General features: G+C 71.1%; 16 protein-coding genes. 13 read left to right on the top strand and 3 right to left on the bottom strand.

Going from position 1 to position 18,698, the window contains the following annotated elements; genetic code table 11:
- Positions 1-12 precede the first annotated feature (12 nt).
- The 5 genes from atpA to AC6CQV_RS03590 all read left to right on the top strand — a co-directional run bounded on the left by atpA (position 13) and on the right by AC6CQV_RS03590 (position 5,182).
- Positions 13-1,653 carry a F0F1 ATP synthase subunit alpha gene (gene atpA / locus AC6CQV_RS03570; protein ID WP_061782495.1) on the top strand — a complete coding sequence of 547 codons (1,641 nt, stop codon included), beginning with the start codon at positions 13-15 and terminating at the stop codon, positions 1,651-1,653.
- Between the two features lie 29 nt (positions 1,654-1,682).
- Positions 1,683-2,597 carry a F0F1 ATP synthase subunit gamma gene (locus AC6CQV_RS03575; RefSeq protein WP_191008826.1) on the top strand — a complete coding sequence of 305 codons (915 nt, stop codon included), beginning with the start codon at positions 1,683-1,685 and terminating at the stop codon, positions 2,595-2,597.
- Between the two features lie 24 nt (positions 2,598-2,621).
- The gene (gene atpD / locus AC6CQV_RS03580) at positions 2,622-4,076 is read left to right on the top strand and encodes a F0F1 ATP synthase subunit beta (RefSeq protein ID WP_060958888.1); all 1,455 of its coding nucleotides are present in this window, start codon (positions 2,622-2,624) and stop codon (positions 4,074-4,076) included.
- Between the two features lies 1 nt (position 4,077).
- Positions 4,078-4,341, top strand: a complete 264-nt coding sequence (locus AC6CQV_RS03585; RefSeq protein WP_060958887.1) for a F0F1 ATP synthase subunit epsilon — start codon at positions 4,078-4,080, stop codon at positions 4,339-4,341.
- An 88-nt stretch (positions 4,342-4,429) separates the two neighbouring features.
- Complete coding sequence (locus AC6CQV_RS03590) at positions 4,430-5,182, top strand: YaaA family protein (RefSeq protein WP_498260310.1); 753 nt, start codon at positions 4,430-4,432, stop codon at positions 5,180-5,182.
- A gap of 14 nt (positions 5,183-5,196) precedes the next feature.
- Here the strand turns inward: AC6CQV_RS03590 and AC6CQV_RS03595 are convergent, their stop codons facing one another.
- Complete coding sequence (locus AC6CQV_RS03595; RefSeq protein WP_498260311.1) at positions 5,197-5,667, bottom strand: DUF4282 domain-containing protein; 471 nt, start codon at positions 5,665-5,667, stop codon at positions 5,197-5,199.
- Positions 5,668-5,844: 177 nt separating this feature from the next.
- Between AC6CQV_RS03595 and AC6CQV_RS03600 the strand changes: the two genes are divergently transcribed.
- The 5 genes from AC6CQV_RS03600 (at position 5,845) to AC6CQV_RS03620 (ending at position 14,160) form a co-directional block, all read left to right on the top strand.
- Positions 5,845-6,513 carry a large exoprotein gene (locus AC6CQV_RS03600; RefSeq protein WP_498260312.1) on the top strand — a complete coding sequence of 223 codons (669 nt, stop codon included), beginning with the start codon at positions 5,845-5,847 and terminating at the stop codon, positions 6,511-6,513.
- A gap of 133 nt (positions 6,514-6,646) precedes the next feature.
- Positions 6,647-8,380: an ABC transporter ATP-binding protein gene (locus AC6CQV_RS03605; RefSeq protein ID WP_492491247.1), complete on the top strand. Its 1,734-nt coding sequence runs from the start codon at positions 6,647-6,649 to the stop codon at positions 8,378-8,380.
- Between the two features lie 35 nt (positions 8,381-8,415).
- Entirely contained in the window at positions 8,416-10,365 is a 1,950-nt protein-coding gene (locus AC6CQV_RS03610) for an ABC transporter ATP-binding protein (RefSeq protein WP_498260681.1), read from the top strand.
- Positions 10,366-10,386: 21 nt separating this feature from the next.
- Positions 10,387-11,175: a PP2C family protein-serine/threonine phosphatase gene (locus AC6CQV_RS03615; RefSeq protein ID WP_101306622.1), complete on the top strand. Its 789-nt coding sequence runs from the start codon at positions 10,387-10,389 to the stop codon at positions 11,173-11,175.
- 66 nt (positions 11,176-11,241) lie between these two features.
- Positions 11,242-14,160, top strand: a complete 2,919-nt coding sequence (locus tag AC6CQV_RS03620; RefSeq protein WP_498260313.1) for an FtsK/SpoIIIE domain-containing protein — start codon at positions 11,242-11,244, stop codon at positions 14,158-14,160.
- Here AC6CQV_RS03620 and AC6CQV_RS03625 read toward each other — a convergent pair.
- Positions 14,041-15,066, bottom strand: coding sequence for an asparaginase (locus tag AC6CQV_RS03625; protein ID WP_498260314.1), 1,026 nt, complete (start codon positions 15,064-15,066; stop codon positions 14,041-14,043). The two genes, AC6CQV_RS03620 and AC6CQV_RS03625, sit on opposite strands and share 120 nt — an antisense overlap.
- Before the next feature lie 62 nt (positions 15,067-15,128).
- Here AC6CQV_RS03625 and AC6CQV_RS03630 point away from each other — a divergent pair, with 62 nt between their 5' ends.
- Positions 15,129-15,653, top strand: a complete 525-nt coding sequence (locus AC6CQV_RS03630) for an OsmC family protein (RefSeq protein WP_498260315.1) — start codon at positions 15,129-15,131, stop codon at positions 15,651-15,653.
- Here the strand turns inward: AC6CQV_RS03630 and AC6CQV_RS03635 are convergent.
- Complete coding sequence (locus AC6CQV_RS03635) at positions 15,622-16,455, bottom strand: lysophospholipid acyltransferase family protein (protein ID WP_101306620.1); 834 nt, start codon at positions 16,453-16,455, stop codon at positions 15,622-15,624. The two genes, AC6CQV_RS03630 and AC6CQV_RS03635, sit on opposite strands and share 32 nt — an antisense overlap.
- Before the next feature lie 94 nt (positions 16,456-16,549).
- Here AC6CQV_RS03635 and AC6CQV_RS03640 point away from each other — a divergent pair, with 94 nt between their 5' ends.
- Together AC6CQV_RS03640 and dxr are read left to right on the top strand one after the other, a co-directional pair.
- Complete coding sequence (locus AC6CQV_RS03640) at positions 16,550-17,506, top strand: FKBP-type peptidyl-prolyl cis-trans isomerase (protein WP_061782506.1); 957 nt, start codon at positions 16,550-16,552, stop codon at positions 17,504-17,506.
- Positions 17,507-17,535: 29 nt separating this feature from the next.
- Entirely contained in the window at positions 17,536-18,618 is a 1,083-nt protein-coding gene (gene dxr / locus AC6CQV_RS03645) for a 1-deoxy-D-xylulose-5-phosphate reductoisomerase (RefSeq protein ID WP_060960500.1), read from the top strand.
- The last annotated feature ends 80 nt before the right edge of the window (positions 18,619-18,698 follow it).

The raw sequence follows: 18,698 nt of genomic DNA on the forward strand, positions 1-18,698 counted from the left end.
AGAAGGAACACCATGGCAGATCTGACCATCAGCCCCGACGTCATCCGTGACGCGCTGAAAGACTTCGTCGCCGCCTACGAGCCGGCCGGCGCCGCCGCCACCGAGGTGGGCACGGTCGTCGACGCCGCCGACGGCATCGCGCACGTCGAGGGTCTTCCCGGCGTCATGGCGAACGAGCTCGTGCGTTTCGACAACGGCGTGGAGGGCCTCGCGCTGAACCTCGACGAGAACGAGATCGGCGTCGTCGTGCTCGGCGAGTTCTCCGGCATCGAGGCCGGCCAGAAGGTCACCCGTACCGGTGAGGTCCTGTCGGTCGCCGTCGGCGACGGCTACCTCGGCCGCGTCGTCGACCCGCTCGGCAACCCGATCGACGGCCTCGGCGAGATCGCCACCGAGGGGCGCCGCGCCCTCGAGCTGCAGGCGCCCGGCGTCATGCAGCGCAAGAGCGTGCACGAGCCCATGCAGACCGGCATCAAGGCCATCGACGCGATGATCCCCGTCGGCCGCGGTCAGCGTCAGCTCATCATCGGCGACCGTCAGACCGGCAAGACGGCCATCGCGATCGACACGATCATCAACCAGAAGGCCAACTGGGAGTCGGGCGACGTCAACAAGCAGGTCCGCTGCATCTACGTCGCCATCGGTCAGAAGGGCTCCACGATCGCCTCCGTCAAGGGTGCGCTCGAGGATGCCGGTGCCATGGAGTACACGACGATCGTCGCGGCCCCGGCATCCGACCCCGCCGGCTTCAAGTACCTCGCGCCCTACACGGGCTCGGCCATCGGCCAGCACTGGATGTACGGCGGCAAGCACGTCCTGATCATCTTCGACGACCTGTCGAAGCAGGCCGAGGCCTACCGCGCCGTCTCGCTCCTCCTGCGCCGCCCGCCGGGCCGTGAGGCGTACCCCGGCGACGTGTTCTACCTGCACTCGCGTCTGCTGGAGCGTTGCGCGAAGCTGAGCGACGAGCTCGGCGCCGGCTCGATGACGGGTCTTCCGATCATCGAGACGAAGGCCAACGACGTCTCGGCCTACATCCCGACCAACGTGATCTCGATCACCGACGGCCAGATCTTCCTGCAGTCCGACCTGTTCAACGCCAACCAGCGTCCCGCGGTCGACGTGGGCATCTCGGTCTCGCGCGTCGGCGGCGACGCCCAGGTCAAGTCGATCAAGAAGGTCTCGGGAACGCTCAAGCTCGAGCTGGCCCAGTACCGCTCGCTCGAGGCGTTCGCCATGTTCGCCTCCGACCTCGACGCGGCATCGCGCCGTCAGCTCGAGCGCGGTGCGCGTCTGACCGAGCTGCTCAAGCAGCCGCAGTACGACCCGTACCCCGTCGAGGAGCAGGTCGTGTCGATCTGGGCCGGCACCAACGGCAAGCTCGACACGATCGCGGTCGAGGACGTGCTCCGTTTCGAGCGCGACCTGCTCGACTACCTCAAGCGCAACACGACGATCCTCGACACGCTCCGCGACACCAACGTGCTCGACGACGCGACGGTCGCCGAGCTCGAGAAGGTCACCGACGCCTTCATCCTCGAGTTCCAGGGCGGCAAGGGCCAGGCCATCAACAAGCCCGGTCACGAAGAGGTCGCCGCCGCGCACGAGGAGGACGTGAACCAGGAGCAGATCGTCAAGGGCCGCCGCGGCTGACGCCCGGCGCGATCTGAGACAGAGAATCCATGGGAGCACAACTCAGGGTCTACAAGCAGAAGATCTCTTCTGCTCAGACGACCAAGAAGATCACGAAGGCGATGGAGCTCATCGCGGCTTCGCGCATTCAGAAGGCGATGGCGCGCGTGCGCGCCTCCTCGCCCTTCGCGCGCGCCGTGACACGGGCCGTCTCCGCCGTGGCGACGCACTCGAACGTCCAGCATCCCCTCACGACGGAGCGGGAGACGATCCGCCGGTCGGCGGTCGTCATCTTCGCCTCCGACCGAGGGCTCGCCGGTGCCTTCAACTCGCAGATCCTGCGCGAGGGCCTGCAGCTCGGTGAGCTGCTGCGCTCCCAGGGCAAGGAGGTCGAGTACTTCCTCGTCGGGCGCAAGGCGGTGGGCTACTTCCAGTTCCGCCGCATGGCGTCGGCCGGCGAGTGGGTAGGCGACACCGACACTCCGCACTTCAACACCGCCGAGCAGATCGCGGGCGCCCTGCTGGACGCCTACGACCGCGGCGGCGAGGAGGAGGGCGGCGTGGACGAGATCCATCTCGTCTTCAACCGGTTCGTCAGCATGATGACCCAGGAGCCGCAGACCGTTCGTCTGCTGCCCCTCGAGGTCGTCGAGGCGGACGAGGTCGTCGAGTCCGCCGGCGCGGGCACCCAGGTCTACCCGCTGTACGAGTTCGAGCCCAGCCCCGAGGTCGTCCTCGACGCGCTGCTGCCGGTGTACGTGCAGAGCCGCGTGTTCAACGCGCTCCTGCAGTCGTCGGCCGCGAAGCACGCCGCGACCCAGAAGGCGATGAAGAGCGCCAGCGACAACGCCGACAAGCTCATCACCGACTACACCCGCCTGCGCAACAACGCGCGTCAGGCCGAGATCACTCAGCAGATCGCCGAGATCGTCGGCGGTGCCGACGCCCTGGCATCCGGCAAATAACGCCCACACCGAAAGAGACAGACAATGACTGCCACCGCCACCGCCGAACAGGCCGAGACGACGGTCGTCGGGCGCGTCGCACGCGTCACCGGCCCGGTCGTCGACATCGAGTTCCCGCACGATGCGATCCCCGACATCTACAACGCGCTGAAGACGACCATCACGATCGGCGACGACGCGACGGAGATCACCCTCGAGGTCGCGCAGCACCTCGGCGACGACCTGGTGCGCGCCATCTCGCTCAAGCCCACCGACGGCATGGTCCGCGGCCAGGAGGTGCGCGACACCGGCGGCCCCATCACGGTCCCGGTCGGCGACGTCACCAAGGGCAAGGTGTTCAACGTCACCGGCGACATCCTGAACCTCGAGCCCGGCGAGACCGTCGAGATCACCGAGCGCTGGGGCATCCACCGCCAGGCGCCGAACTTCGACCAGCTCGAGTCGAAGACCGAGATGTTCGAGACCGGCATCAAGTCCATCGACCTGCTGACGCCCTACGTGCAGGGTGGCAAGATCGGCCTGTTCGGCGGCGCCGGTGTCGGCAAGACCGTCCTCATCCAGGAGATGATCCAGCGCGTCGCGCAGGACCACGGCGGTGTGTCGGTGTTCGCCGGTGTCGGTGAGCGCACCCGTGAGGGCAACGACCTCATCGGCGAGATGGAGGAGGCGGGCGTCTTCGACAAGACCGCGCTCGTCTTCGGCCAGATGGACGAGCCGCCGGGGACGCGTCTTCGCGTCGCGCTGTCGGCGCTGACGATGGCGGAGTACTTCCGCGACGTGCAGAAGCAGGACGTGCTGCTGTTCATCGACAACATCTTCCGCTTCACGCAGGCGGGCTCCGAGGTGTCGACCCTTCTCGGCCGCATGCCGTCGGCCGTGGGCTACCAGCCGAACCTCGCCGACGAGATGGGTGTGCTGCAGGAGCGCATCACCTCCACGCGCGGTCACTCGATCACCTCGCTGCAGGCGATCTACGTGCCGGCCGACGACTACACCGACCCGGCGCCGGCCACGACCTTCGCGCACCTCGACGCGACGACCGAGCTCTCCCGCGAGATCGCGTCGAAGGGCCTCTACCCGGCCATCGACCCGCTGACCTCGACCAGCCGCATCCTGGACCCGCGCTACATCGGCGAGGACCACTACCGGGTGGCGACGGCCGTGAAGCAGATCCTGCAGAAGAACAAGGAGCTGCAGGAGATCATCGCGATCCTCGGTGTCGACGAGCTGTCCGAAGAGGACAAGATCGTCGTCTCGCGCGCCCGCCGCATCCAGCAGTTCCTCTCGCAGAACACCTACATGGCGAAGAAGTTCACCGGTGTCGAGGGCTCCACGGTCCCGATCAAGGAGACCATCGAGTCGTTCGACGCCATCGTCAAGGGCGACTTCGACCACGTGGCCGAGCAGGCCTTCTTCAACGTCGGAGGCATCTCCGACGTCGAGGAGAAGTGGGCGAAGATCCAGAAGGAGAACAGCTGACATGGCGCTGACCGTCACCCTTGTCTCCGCGGAGGAGGAGGTCTGGCACGGCGAGGCGAATCTCGTCGTCGCCAAGACCGTCGAGGGCGAGATCGGCTTCATGACCGGTCACGAGCCCGTGCTCGCGATCCTCGCCGAAGGGCAGGTGCGCATCACGCAGCCCGACGGGACGAAGGTCGTCGCCAGCGCGCAGGACGGATTCCTGTCGATGGAGGGCGACGAGCTCACCATCGTGGCCGGCCACGCCGCACTCGCGTCTCGCTGAAAACCTCGAGAAACCACTTCCCTCTCGACAAACCACCGCTCCGGTGGTTCGTCGGCAGGGGAGTGGTTTCTCACTGTTGGGAGGCGTGATGCTGATCCTGCTGCCGCCGTCGGAGACGAAGCGTCCCGGCGGACGGGCGTCCCGGCCGCTGGATGTCGGGTCGCTGGCCCTTCCCGCGTTGACCGACGCCCGCGAGGCCGTGATCGATGCGCTGATCGCCCTCAGCACGGACGAGGACGCGGCGGCCGCCGTGCTCAGACTCTCCGCGCGCCAGCGCGGCGACATCGCCGACAATGCCGCACTGCGCCGCGCGCCGACGATGCCGGCGATCGATCGCTACACGGGCGTCCTCTTCGACGCCCTGGATGCCGCGACGCTGGAGCCCGCGGCGCGCCGCTGGCTCGGCGCGCATGTCCTCATCCACTCCGCGCCGTTCGGCCCGGTCGCCGCGCTCGACGCGATCCCCGCCTACCGTCTCGCCGCGGGCACTGCGCTCCCCGGCATCCCGCCGCTGCGTCGCCACTGGGCCGGCGCCGTGTCGTCCGCGCTGGCGGCCGAGGCTCCCGCGTTCGTCCTCGACCTGCGCTCGGAGGCCTACGCGACTCTGGGGCCGGTCCCGTCCGGACTCCGCTGCGCCTACCTGCGGGTCGTGACCGTCGGCGACGACGGGACCGCTCGGGCCCTCAACCACTTCAACAAGGCCGGCAAGGGCGCCCTCGTACGCGCCCTCGCCCGGACCCGGCCGCGCATCTCCACGATCGACGCGCTGCTGCGCTGGGCGACGGCGAACGACGTCGTCCTGCGCGAAGGTGCGGCGGGCGAGATCGAGCTCGTCGTCTGACCTCCCTCGTGGCGTCAGTCGCGTGAGGTGTTCGCGGCCGTGCGCTCGGTGTTCTCGGCGATCGCGACCAGCGCGACGCCGGCCTCGATGACGAACCGCAGCACGACGACCGCCAGGAACGCGAGCACGGGGACCACGATGAGCGTCGAGAGGATCAGGGCGATGCCGCCGCCCGGGTTCCACCACAGCGAGCCGATTCCCGAGATGATCCCGCCGAGGAAGCTCGCGATGAAGGCGATGCCGATGGCGACCAGCCCCACGAGGTAGAAGACGCTCGCGAGACGGCGGGTGATGAACCGCGTGAACGACAGGTCGAACAGGGCGGAGAGGAAGCCGCGGCCGATGTCGTCGAGATCGCCCACGAGCCGGGGCACCCCCGTGTCGTCGACGCCGGCGATCCCCTCGGGGCGGGGCACCTCGCGGGCGGCCTCCTCTGCGGGTCGCTCGGGCAGGGGCGGCGGTGTGGGTGCGGACGGATCGGTCATGGCGTCTTCCTCCGGATGGCGGTGGGCGGGATGGGGACAGGCTATCGATCGGCGCGACCGCCCCGGGAAGACCCACCGCAACAGACGTCGCGCTCGTCGGGGCACTACCAATACGATGTGAGCCGAGCGGGCCAGGGTGGTCGTGCTCGACGGCGAGACTCGCCGGGGGAGGTTTTCATGGATGACTACTCGGGAGGCAGCGCGGCTGCGGCTGCGGCTGCCCTGATCGCGCTCGCATTCTTCATCTTCATCTTCGCGGTGATCGGCTACGTGATCAGCGCTTTCTTCTTGATGAAGATCTTCGACAAGGCCGGTGTCCAGGGCAAGTGGCGCGCCTGGGTCCCGATCTACAACTTCATGGTGTTCGCCAAGCTCGGCGACGTCAGCCCGTGGGTGATGCTCGGGGCCATCCTGGCGTCGGGCCTGCTGAGCCAGATCCCCGTCCTCGGATGGATCATCGCCCTGCTCCCCATCGTCGTCGGGGCGCTGGCCGCGTGGCGCGTCGGCCTCAAGCTCCAGAAGGAGACCCCCTGGGTCATCCTCTACGTGCTCCTCGGCATCGTCTGGCTCGGCATCCTCGCGTTCGACAAGTCGCGCTGGAACCCGAGCGTCGCACCGGCACCGTGGGCCGCGAACGGCTTCCTCGCCGACCGCACCGTGTGGCAGGGCGTTCCCGTCCAGGCCACCGGCGCCGCTCCGGCCGGGTACCAGCCGCCGGCACCGCCCGCGGGATACCAGCCGCCGGCGCCGCCCACGTACCAGCCGCCCGCGGCCACGCAGCCGCCCGCGGCGCCCGAGCCTCCGACGACGGAGCCCCCCGCGGCTCCGGAGCCGCCGCGCTCCTGATCGCACCTTCTCACCTCGACCGCCCGGGTTCGCTCACAGCGCACCCGGGCGGTTGAGCGTGGACGGCGCGCGGGCGTAGCGTCGTCTCGCGCTCATCTCACGCTCATCTCGTGGGGCGCGGGAAGGTGGTGCCGTGCTCGGCAGGATCCTGGTGCGCTACATCGCACCGTCATGGCCGCTGCTCGTGCTGGTCGTCGTCTTCCAGCTCGGCCAGTCGGTCGCCTCCCTGCTGCTGCCCACGCTCAACGCCGACATCATCGACAAAGGTGTCATCACCGGCGACATCGGCTACATCTGGCAGACCGGCGGCGTCATGCTCGGCGTGAGCCTGGTGCAGATCGTGTGCTCGCTCATCGCCGTGTACTTCGGGTCGCGGCTCGCGATGGGACTCGGCCGGGCGCTGCGCGCGGACCTGTTCCATCGCGTGGTGGCCTTCTCGCAGCGGGAGGTGGGCCAGTTCGGCGCGCCGTCGCTGATCACCCGCAACACCAACGACGTGCAGCAGGTGCAGATGCTCGTGCAGATGTCGGCGACGGTCATGGTGGCCGCTCCCATGCTGGCCATCGGAGGCATCGTCATGGCGGTGCGACAGGATGCCGGGCTGTCCTGGCTCGTCGCGGTGTCGGTCCCCGTGCTCCTGGTGATCGTGTCGCTCATCGTGGTGCGGATGGTGCCGGCCTTCACCAAGATGCAGGCCCGCATCGACCGGATCAACCAGATCATGCGCGAGCAGCTCACCGGCATCCGCGTGGTCCGCGCCTTCGTGCGCGAGGACGAGGAGCGCGCCCGGTTCACCCGCGCGAGCGAGGACGTCATGGAGACGGCGCTTCGCGCCGGCAACCTGATGGCGCTGATGTTCCCCGCGGTCATGCTCGTGATGAACCTCTCCTCCGTCGCCATCATCTGGTTCGGCGCCGCGGAGGTGCAGGACAACGGCGTGCAGATCGGCACGCTCTTCGCGTTCCTGAGCTACATGATGCAGATCCTCATGGGCGTCATGATGGCGACCTTCATGTTCGTGATGATCCCGCGCGCGGCCGTGTGCGCCGACCGCATCGGCGCCGTGCTGGACACCGAGCCCTCGGTCCGCGCCCCGCAGACGCCGGTGCCGGCCGCGCACGGCGGCGGTCGGGTCGTGTTCGACGACGTGGAGTTCACCTACCCCGGTGCCGAGGCGCCGGTGCTGCAGGGCATCAGCTTCCAGGCCGAGCCGGGCACCACCACCGCGATCATCGGCTCGACCGGGTCGGGCAAGTCCACGCTCGTCGGGCTCATCGCGCGCCTCTTCGACGTGACCGGGGGCAGTCTCACGGTCGACGGGGTGGACGTGCGCACGATGGATCCGGACGATCTCTGGGAGCGGGTGGGGCTGGTGCCGCAGCGGGCGTTCCTGTTCGCGGGCACCGTCGCCTCCAACCTCCGCTACGGCGACGAGGACGCTACCGACGACCAGCTGTGGCGGGCGCTGGAGCTCGCCCAGGCGAAGGACTTCGTGACGGCGCTCCCGGGAGGGCTCGAGGCCCAGATCGCGCAGGGCGGCACGAACGTCTCCGGCGGCCAACGTCAACGCCTCGCGATCGCCCGCGCGCTCGCCAAGCAGCCGGAGATCTACATCTTCGACGACTCGTTCTCGGCGCTCGACCTGCAGACCGACGCGGCGCTGCGCCGAGCCCTGGACATGCATCTGCCCGGCGCCACGCGCATCGTCGTCGCCCAGCGCGTCTCGACGATCCAGAGCGCCGACCAGATCATCGTCCTCGACCACGGTCGCATGGTCGGCATCGGCGCGCACGAGGAGCTCCTGGAGACCAGCGAGACCTACCGCGAGATCGTCGAGTCGCAGCTCGCCGCGCAGGAGGCATCGTGAGCGGCCCGGGGCCCCGCGGCCCGCGCGGCGGCCCGATGGCCGGGGGCGCGCCGGTGCAGAAGGCGCAGAACTTCGGCCCGAGCGCGCGTCGCCTGCTCGCCACCCTGCGCGTGGACAACGCGAAGCTCGTGGTCGTCCTGATCCTGGGTGTGCTGTCGGTGGGGCTGTCGGTGCTCGGACCGAAGATCCTCGGCGAGGGAACGAACGTCGTGTTCGCCGGATTCATCTCGATGCAGGTGCCGGCCGGGGCGACCAAGCAGCAGGTCATCGACCAGCTCGTCGCCAGCGGCAATCAGCAGCAGGCCGACATGCTCTCCGCGATGGACTTCACGCCCGGCGCCGGCATCGACATGGGCCGGCTCGGCACCATCCTGCTCGCCGTCCTCGCGATCTACGTGTTCGCGGCGGTCTTCAACTGGCTCCAGGCCCGCCTGCTCAACGGCATCGTCCAGCGTGCGATGCACGGGCTGCGTGTCCGCGTGGAGGAGAAGATCCACCGCCTGCCCCTGTCGTACTTCGACGGCGTGCAGCGCGGAGAGCTCCTCAGCCGCGTGACGAACGACGTCGACAACATCGGCCAGACGATGCAGCAGACGCTGTCGCAGGTCATCATGTCGCTGCTCACCGTGGTGGGCGTGCTGGTGATGATGTTCGTGATCTCGCCGCTGCTCGCCGTCATCGCGCTCGTCACGATCCCGCTGACCGTCCTGGTCACCGTGCTGGTGGCCCGCCGTTCGCAGAAGCTCTTCGTGGCCCAGTGGAAGGCCACCGGCATCCTGAACGCACGCGTCGAGGAGACCTTCTCGGGCCATGCCGTCGTGAAGGTCTTCGGGCACCAGCGGGCGGTGGAGCAGGACTTCGCGGTGGAGAACGAGGAGGTGTACCGCGCGAGCTTCGGCGCGCAGTTCCTCTCCGGCGTGATCATGCCCGCGATGATGTTCATCGGCAACCTCGTCTACGTCGGCATCGCCGTCGTCGGCGGTCTCCAGGTGGCCGCGGGACTGCTCTCGATCGGCGATGTGCAGGCCTTCATCCAGTACTCGCGCCAGTTCACCCAGCCGCTCAGCCAGCTGGGGTCGATGGCGAACCTGCTGCAGTCCGGCGTCGCCAGCGCCGAGCGCGTGTTCGAGCTGCTGGACGAGCCCGAGCAGGAGCCCGATCCCGATCCGGCGGCGACCGCGCCCGCCGACGCCGCTCACCTCGAGTTCGACGACGTGAGCTTCCGCTACGTGGCCGACAAGCCGCTCATCGACGGGCTGACCCTCGAGGCGCAGCCGGGCAGCACCGTCGCGATCGTCGGGCCCACGGGTGCGGGCAAGACCACGCTCGTGAACCTCATCATGCGTTTCTACGACGTGGATGCCGGGGCGATCGCGCTCGACGGGGTCGACACCCGGCGGATGACCCGCGACGACCTGCGGGCACGCACCGGCATGGTGCTCCAGGACACGTGGCTGTTCTCGGGCACCATCCGCGAGAACATCGCGTACGGGCGTCCGGAGGCGTCGGAGGAGGAGATCGTCGCGGCGGCCACGGCCGCCTATGTCGACCGGTTCGTGCACGCCCTGCCGGAGGGCTACGACACGGTGCTGGACGACGAGGCGACGAATCTGTCGGTCGGTGAGCGCCAGCTCATCACGATCGCCCGCGCCTTCCTCGCCGATCCCCGCATCCTGATCCTCGACGAGGCGACCAGCTCGGTCGACACCCGCACCGAGCTGCTCATCCAGCGGGCGATGTCGCGCCTTCGCACCGACCGGACCGCGTTCGTGATCGCGCATCGGCTCTCGACCATCCGCGACGCGGACCTGATCCTCGTGATGGAGGAGGGGTCGATCGTCGAGCAGGGCACCCACGAGGAGCTGCTCGCCGCGCGCGGTGCGTACCGCCGGCTCTACGACGCGCAGTTCGAGGCGCCCGTCGACGACGAGGGGATCGCCGACCTTCCGGCGAGCGGTGCGCCTGTCGGCGGGGTGCGGGGCTGAGGCGTCCACTAGAGTGGGACCGTGCCCGAAGCCGCGACCCATTCGCGCACCATCCCTCTCGCGGACGGTGTGCTCGAACTGCAGTGGTCGGAACTGACCCACCGCGGTCGGCGGCGCGAGGTCAATCAGGATGCGGTCCTCGCCGAGTATCCGCTCTTCGTCGTCGCCGACGGCATGGGCGGGCACATCGGTGGGGAGATCGCCAGCAGCAGCGCGGTCGCGCGCCTGGAGTCGATCGCCGCCAAGGGCGAGGTGACCCCCAAGAGCATCGAGAAGGCGCTCGCACGGGCCGTCGCCGACATCGCCTCGCACCCCGATGCGACCGACGACGGGACGGGCACGACCGTCACCGGCGTGTACCTCGACACCTCGACGCCCGAGCCGACCTGGGTCACCCTCAACATCGGCGACTCCCGGGTCTACCTCTTCCGTGACGGCGGCCTCGCCCAGGTGACGACGGACCACTCCGTCGTGCAGGAGCTCATCGCCGCGGGACGGCTGAGCCCGGAAGAGGCGGAGAACCACCCCTACGGCAATGTGATCACCCGCGCCGTGGGCCCCTCCGACGGCGTCGCGCCCGACTACGTCCGCCTCGAGGTCATCGACGGCGACCGCTTCGTCATCTGCAGCGACGGGCTCACCAAGGAACTCACGGACTACGGCATCCTGCATTTCCTCCTGCAGCACGACGACCCGAGTGCGGCGGCCGACGACATGCTCGAGGCGGCGCTGGAGAACGGCGGCCGCGACAACATCTCGATCATCGTCCTCGACGTCCACCGCACCGGTTCCTCCCCGGCAGCCGACTGACGCCTTCCCTCCACCGATCGTCCGCATCCGCGGTCGGCGCTGTCCACGGGCCGGTTGACTGCCGGCATGAGCGATGTCGCCGCCCGTGAGCACGATCTCCTCCGCCTGCCGTCGGTGCCGCCTCCGCCGGTGCGCGCACCGGTGCCCGTGCTGGCGGCGATCGTCCCGGTCGTCGGCGCACTCGTCCTGTGGCGGGTGACGGGCTCGACGTACGCCCTGTGGTTCGCGGCGCTCGGACCGCTGCTGGCCGTCGCCTCCTTCGGTGACGGGCTGCGCGCCGCGCGCCGCGCGCGACACGCGGCCCGTCGCGCCGCACGCGGCGAGCTGACCCGCCTGGGCCGCGAGGTCGAGACACGCCATGCCGAGGAACGTGCGCGCGCGTGGGGCCGCACTCCCGACGTCGCGGCGCTGTGCGGCGACGACGCCGAGATCTGGCGGGCGGTCCCCGGCCGCGAGAGCTGCCTCGTGGTCGGGCGCGGAGCCGGTGTCAGCGGTCTGCGCATCGAGGGCGACGCCGCCGACGAGGCGGCGCGTGCGCTGCGCCGTCGCGCCCGCGAGATCGAGGACGTACCCGTGACGATCCCGCTGGACGCGGGCATCGCCGTGCGCGGGCCGGCCGTGCTCGCGGCATCCGTGGCCCGGGCGCTGCTGCTGCAGGTGTGCCTGGTCCACCCTCCCGGTCGAGTCCGGGTCGCCGACCCCGCGGCGCTGAGCACGGTCCTCGCGGTCGCCGGCGAGCTGCCCCACGCCCACGCGACGGCGGGGGCGGCCGTCGTGGTGACGGATGCCGCCGCGCGCGTTCCCGCCGGCGCCGACATCCCCATCGTCGTCATCGGTGAAGACGATCCCGTGCCGCCGCGGTGCGCGGCGGTGCTCACGCTCGCCGGGGGAGACCGGGGGCGGCTGGATCACGACGGGAGCACCCGCTCGGTGCAGGTCGAGGCCGTCTCGGCCGCCCAGGCCGCCGAGATCGCGTCGGCGCTCGCGGCGCGGGCGCACGGCCTCGGACACCGCACGGACGAGGCGACCACCGTCGACGACCTCGCCGTCGACGAGCCCCGTCCGGGCAGCTTGCGCTGTCCGCTGGGAGTGAGCGCGGGCGAGGTCGTCTCCCTCGATCTGGTGACCGACGGTCCGCACGCCGTCGTGATCGGCACGACCGGCAGCGGCAAGAGCGAGCTGCTGTGCACGTGGGCAGCCGGCATGTGCCGGGGCCGTGATGCGACCGAGGTGGCCCTGCTCCTCGTGGACTTCAAGGGCGGGCGCGCATTCGACGCGCTCGCGGCCCTCCCGCACGTGACGGGCGTGCTCACCGATCTCGACGAGCAGGCCGCGGTGCGGGCGGTGGAGAGCCTTCGCGCCGAGATACGGCATCGGGAGCGGACGCTCGCCGCGCACGCGGCGAAGGACATCGACGAGGCGGCCGGTGCCCTCGCGCGCCTCGTCATCGTCGTCGACGAGTACGCGGCCCTCGTCAACGCCCATCCCGAGCTGCAAGAGCTCTTCGCCGATGTGGCGGCGCGCGGGCGGGCGCTCGGGATGCATCTCGTGCTCGCGTCGCAGCGGGCGACCGGCGCCTTCCGCGACGCCGTCCTGGCCAACGCGCCGCTGCGGATCGCGCTGCGCACCACCGACGCGGCCGACTCCCGCCTCGTGCTCGGCACCGACGACGCGGTGCGACTGTCGGGGCGCCCGGAGGGGCGGGGGATCGCGCTGATCCGCGGCGCGGCGGACGATGAGCCGCGGCGCCTGCGCGTCGCCCGCTGCACCGCGCGCGCCCTGGAGGCGATCCGGCTCGGGGCGGGAGCGCAGCGTGCGCGGGCGCCCTGGCTTCCGCCGCTCGCGCCATCCGTGCCTCTCGAACGGGTCGCCCGCCCGGGACGGATCGTCCTGGGGCTCGCGGACGAGCCGGACCGGCAGCGTCAGGAGGCGGTGGTCCTCCCCGAGGATGCCGCGGGTCTCGCCGTCGTCGGGGCCGCCGCGAGCGGGCGCACGGGAGTGCTCCGGACGGTCGCGCGCCAGCTTCGCGTCGCTCCGCTGTGGGTTCCTGCGGACGCGGAGGGCGCGTGGGACGCGGTCGACGCTCTGCTGCGCTCCGCGACCGGCGGCGCCGTGTTGATCGACGACCTCGACGCCCTCGTCGGCCGGTTCCCCGCGGAGTACGCCGTCGAGTTCGTCGCCCGTCTGGAGCGCATCGTCCGTGACGCGCGCCGGGCGGGCCGGCTCGTCGTCGTCTCCGCGGCCCGGATCTCGGGCCCTTCGGCGCGCATCATCGAGCTCCTCCCGCATCGCGCCCTGCTGTCGCTCGCGACGCGCGCCGACCACGTCGCCGCCGGCGGCGACTCCGCCCACTTCCTTCCCGATCAGCCGGTGGGGCGCGGACGCTGGGGGAGGCTCCTCGTCCAGTTCGCCCACACCGACGCGCCGGAGATGCCCGCTCCGGGCCCCGCGCCGCCCGTGTGGTCACCGGCGGGCGCCGTCGGCGGTGTCGCGGCCGTCGTGGCGGGTCCGGGCGCCGACCCGCGCGGCCTCGCCGCGGCCTGCGCCGCCCGCGGAGCGCGTCTGCTGACCGTCGCGGAGGCCGCCGCATCCGACCTGATCGACCCGGCGGCGCCGCCGCCGGGTGCTCCGCGCGAGACCCTGGTCGTCCACGGCGCCGCCGACGAGTGGCTCGCGCAATGGCGTCTGCTGGCGCGCGTCAGGTCGGCGCACGAGCTGCTGATCGGCGCGGAATGCCTCCCCGAGTTCCGCGCCGTGACGGGTCGGCGAGAGCTGCCGCCGTTCGCCGCGTCCACGGCTGGGCGCGCGTGGCGGGTCGTTCCCGGACGGGAGTGCGTGCGGGTCCGCCTGCCGCCGGGGCGCCGATCAGACGGTCGGGCGGATGCGTCCCACCTCGCGGCCCCCGCCGGTGATCTCGAGGGGGAGCTGCGCCATCGTGGCGGCGGCGTCCTCCGCGGTCAGGGCGCCGACGCGGGCGAGCAGTGAGAGGGCCACCGCCGTCGCCACCCGACCGCTGCCGTCGAGGGTCTTGAGCGCGACGGTCGTGCCGTCGGGAGCCGTCATGATCATGACGCCCTCGGCGCCGCCCTTGGCGAACACTCCGAGGCGCTCGATCGCGATCGTGTCGGGCCGCCCCGGGCCGTCGATCGCCCACGGGTTCTCCCGCACCGCGCGCACGAGCGCGCCGGCCTGGCGATGCAGCGCGAACGGGGATCGCTCCGACGCCGTGCCGATCCGGTGCGCCGCGCGCGCCAGGGCGGTCAGGCTCATGGCGTACACCGGCGCCCCGCACCCGTCGATGGCCATGGTCGACACCTTCGTGCCCGTCAGGCGCTCGATCACCTCACGGATGTGCACCTGAAGCGGATGCTGCGGGTCGAGGTAGCTGCCCGGTTCCCACCCGTTCGCGGTGCAGGCCAGCAGCATCGTCGCGTGCTTGCCCGAGCAGTTCATCCGCACCCGTTCGGGCTGGCCGAGCTCGCGCACGAGCTCGTCGCGCGTCGCGGTGTCGCCGGGCCATGCCGGAGGGCATTGCAGGCTGTCCTCGCCGAGGCCGGCCCGTCCCAGGATCTCCCGAACCACCGCGGCGTGCCGGTCGGTGCCGCTGTGGCTCGCCGTCGAAAGCGCGAGCTGCTCGCCCTCCAGCGTCACGCCCGCCGTCAGGCAGCCCAGGGCCTGCAGCGGCTTCATGCTCGAGCGCGGCAGGATGGGCGCCTCGACGTCGCCGAGGCTCAGCCGGACGACGCCTTCCGCGTCGAGCACGATCGCCGCGCCCGCATGCCGCGACTCAACGAAGCCGCTGCGCTCGACGACGGCGAGCTCGACGGCGTCGCCGACCGCGATGGTTCCGTTGCGCGCGGACGATCGGGCGGAGGCGTGAGGATCTGACACGCAGAAGAGCCTACTTCCCTGCGCGCATCGGCCGCGGCGGTCGCGGATGGCAGACTGGCCGCATGAACGGTGAGCATCGCTACGCGCTGCACAGCAGGTGGACCGGCAACCGGGGCACCGGCACGAGCGGATACCGGGACTACGACCGCTCGGTCACGATCTCGGTCGACGGCAAACCCGCCCTCGACGCCTCGAGCGACCGGCCGTTCCGCGGCGACCCGGCGAAGTGGAACCCCGAGGACCTGCTGCTGGCGGCGCTGTCCGAATGCCATTTGCTGTCGTACCTGCACGCGTGCGTCCAGGCCGGCGTCGTCGTCGTGTCCTACGAAGACAGCGCCACCGGCCTGATGACGGAGGACGGCCGCGGCGGGGGGTCGTTCTCCGAGGTGACCCTGCACCCCCGGGTCGAGGTGGCCGCGGCATCCATGGTCGCCGCCGCCGAGGCGGCCCACGCGCAGGCGCGTGAGTGGTGCTTCATCGCGAACTCCGTCAACTTCCCCGTGCGGCACGAGGCCGTGGTCGTCGTCGCGGGTGTCAGCGACGCTCGCGCGGGGGTCAGCGACGCTCGTGGGGCAGGACCTGCTTGAGCCGCTCGACGGGATTCGACGCGGGAGCCTCGTTGTAGGCACCCGCCAGCTCCTGGCCGGAGAGGGCGTGGATGGCCGCCATGATCTCGTCGGTGGCCTGCCGGCGGGCGCGGCCCGAGTCGGCCGAGCCGTGGTGCGACAGATCGAGCGGCTCGCCGAAGCGCACGGTCACCCGCGGCCGCAGACGCGGGAACTTCGCGCCGACCGGCATGATCTCGTTGGTGCCGACGAGGCCGACGGGGATGACGGGCGCTCCGGTCTGCAGGGCGAGGAAGGCGACGCCCGTGCGGCCCTTGTAGAGGCGTCCGTCCAGCGAGCGGGTGCCCTCCGGGTACAGCGCGGTCGACCAGCCCTCCTCGAGCATGCGGCGCTGCTGATCCAGGGCGTCCAGGGCGGCCTGTCCCGCGCCGCGCTGGACGGGGAACGCGCCGACGGCGTAGAAGAACTGCCGCGAGAACCATCCCTTGATCCCGGTGCCGTCGAAGTAGCTCGACTTCGCGAGGAACCGCACGGGGCGCGGGGCGGCCATCGGGATGACGAAGGAGTCGATGAACGACAGGTGGTTGCTCGCGATGATGACCGCGCCCTTGCGGGGGAAGTTCTTGCGGCCCTCGATGCGCGGCCGGTACACGAGGCGGGCGAGCGGCGCCACGACCCAGCGGCCGATGACGTAGGTCGGGCCGATGCCGGTCACGTCGTGGGGGCCCGTCTCGGGCGGCGCCTGTTCGCCGGCGGCGTCGGGGGCGGGCTCGGCGGATGTCACCAGATGAGGGTACTCCCGATCGCATGCCCGATCACGCATGCCCCGCCAGGGCTCGCCGACGATCTCCCAGCGCGCACAGAACAAAGTGCGAGAGGATGGGCGGGTCCCGTCTCCCATCTGTGAGGTCCTCATCGTGCGCCTGCGCCCGCTCGCCGCTCTGTCCATCGCCGCCGTCTCCGCCGTCCTCCTCGTGGGATGCTCCGGTTCGGGCGGCGACGCCGCCACGCAGAGCCCCAGCGCCGACGCTGCGGCCGACCTCTGCTCGGCCCAGGTCGCCGCCGGCACCGCGGTCGACGCGGTCACCGTCAGCGGAGACGCGGGTACGTCTCCGACGCTGTCCTTCACCGCCCCGCTGCAGATCGACAAGCTCGAGGCGAAGACCATCGACAAGGGCACCGGGACCCCCGTCGCCGCGGGCGACTTCATCTCCTACGCGATGACCGCCTACGACGCCGAGACCGGCGAGAAGATGGGCGACATCGGCTACCAGGCCGGTCAGCTGCTGCCCGCCCAGATCTCCGCGTCGAGCCCGCTCGGCCAGGTGCTCGGCTGCGGCGCCCCGGGCGAGCGCGTCGTCGCGACCTTCCCGGCCAGCGAGCAGGGAGCGGCACAGGTCTACGTCGTCGATCTGCTCTCGGTGGTGCCGAGCGCCGCGTGGGGGGCCTCCCAGGAGCCCGTCGCGGGCATGCCCACCGTCGCGCTGGCCGACAACGGCGCCCCCACGATCACGCTGCCGGGCGGGAACCCGCCGGCCGAGACGCAGATCGCGACGCTCAAGAAGGGCGACGGCGCGACCGTGCAGAGCGGCGACCAGGTGCTGGTGCAGTACACCGGCGTGCGCTGGTCGAACGGCGAGACCTTCGACTCCACCTGGGACAAGGGCGGTGTCCCCACGAGCTTCAGCACGACGGGGGTCGTCGAGGGCTTCCGCAAGGCGCTCGAGGGACAGACCGTCGGCTCGCAGGTGCTTGTCGTGATGACCCCCGCCGACGGGTACGGCGAGGGCGAGATCAACACGACCGACCTGAAGGGCGAGACGCTCGTGTTCGTCGTCGACATCCTCGGCGCGCAGACCTCGCAGAACCAGTAGCCCCGATCGGTCGCCGGTAGGCTGACGGGATGCGCCGCATCCTGATTCTCGGCTCCACCGGCTCGATCGGCACGCAGGCGCTGGACGTGATCCGCGGACGGCGCGACAGGTTCGAGGTCGTCGGGCTCGCGGCCGGCAGCAGCGCCGACGCGCTCGCCGCGCAGGCGGCGGAGTTCGGTGTGGAGCACACCGCGCTCGGCGCGGTCGAGGCCGAGCAGCTCGTCCGCGACGTGGATGCCGATGTCGTGCTCAACGGCATCACCGGATCCGTCGGGCTGGGTCCCACTCTCGCGGCGCTGGAGTGCGGGCGCACGCTCGCGCTCGCCAACAAGGAGTCCCTCATCGTCGGCGGCGAGCTCGTCACCGCGCGGGCGGCTCCCGGGCAGATCGTCCCGGTCGACTCGGAGCACTCGGCGATCGCGCAGGCGTTGCGCGCCGGCGCGGCCGACGAGGTGCGCCGGCTCGTGCTGACCGCCTCGGGCGGTCCGTTCCGCGGTCGCAGCCGCGCCGACCTCGCCGACGTCACCCCGGCGCAGGCGCTGGCGCATCCCACCTGGGACATGGGCCGCGTCGTGACGACGAACTCCGCGACGCTGGTCAACAAGGGCCTGGAGGTCATCGAGGCGCACCTGCTGTTCGGCATCGACTACGACGCCATCGACGTCGTCGTGCATCCGCAGTCGATCGTCCACTCGATGGTCGAGTTCGTGGACGGATCGACGATCGCGCAGGCGTCTCCGCCCGACATGCGCCTGCCGATCTCGCTCGGCCTGGACTGGCCGCACCGGGTCGGCGGCGTCGGCGTGCCACTGGACTGGACGCGCGCCGGCTCGTGGACGTTCGAACCGCTCGACGAGGACGCGTTCCCCGCCGTCGCGCTCGCCAAGAGCGTCGGCCGCGCCGGTGCGACGTATCCGGCCGTGTTCAACGCGGCCAACGAGCAGGCCGTCGACGCGTTCCACGAGGGGCGGCTCTCGTTTCCCGGCATCCTCGACACCGTGCGACGGACCGTGGAGGCGCACGAGGCGCCGTCGATGCTGTCGCGCGACGCCCTGACCGAGGCGGAGGCGTGGGCGCGCAGGAGCGCCGACCGGATCATCGCCTCCGCGTGAGGTCGCCGCCCCGGCCGTGCGCCCGGGCGGAGAAGAGGACCGGACCGCCCACAGGGGATGGGGGAGAGCGGTCCGGTCCG

The organism is Microbacterium sp. EG9 (assembly GCF_059759475.1).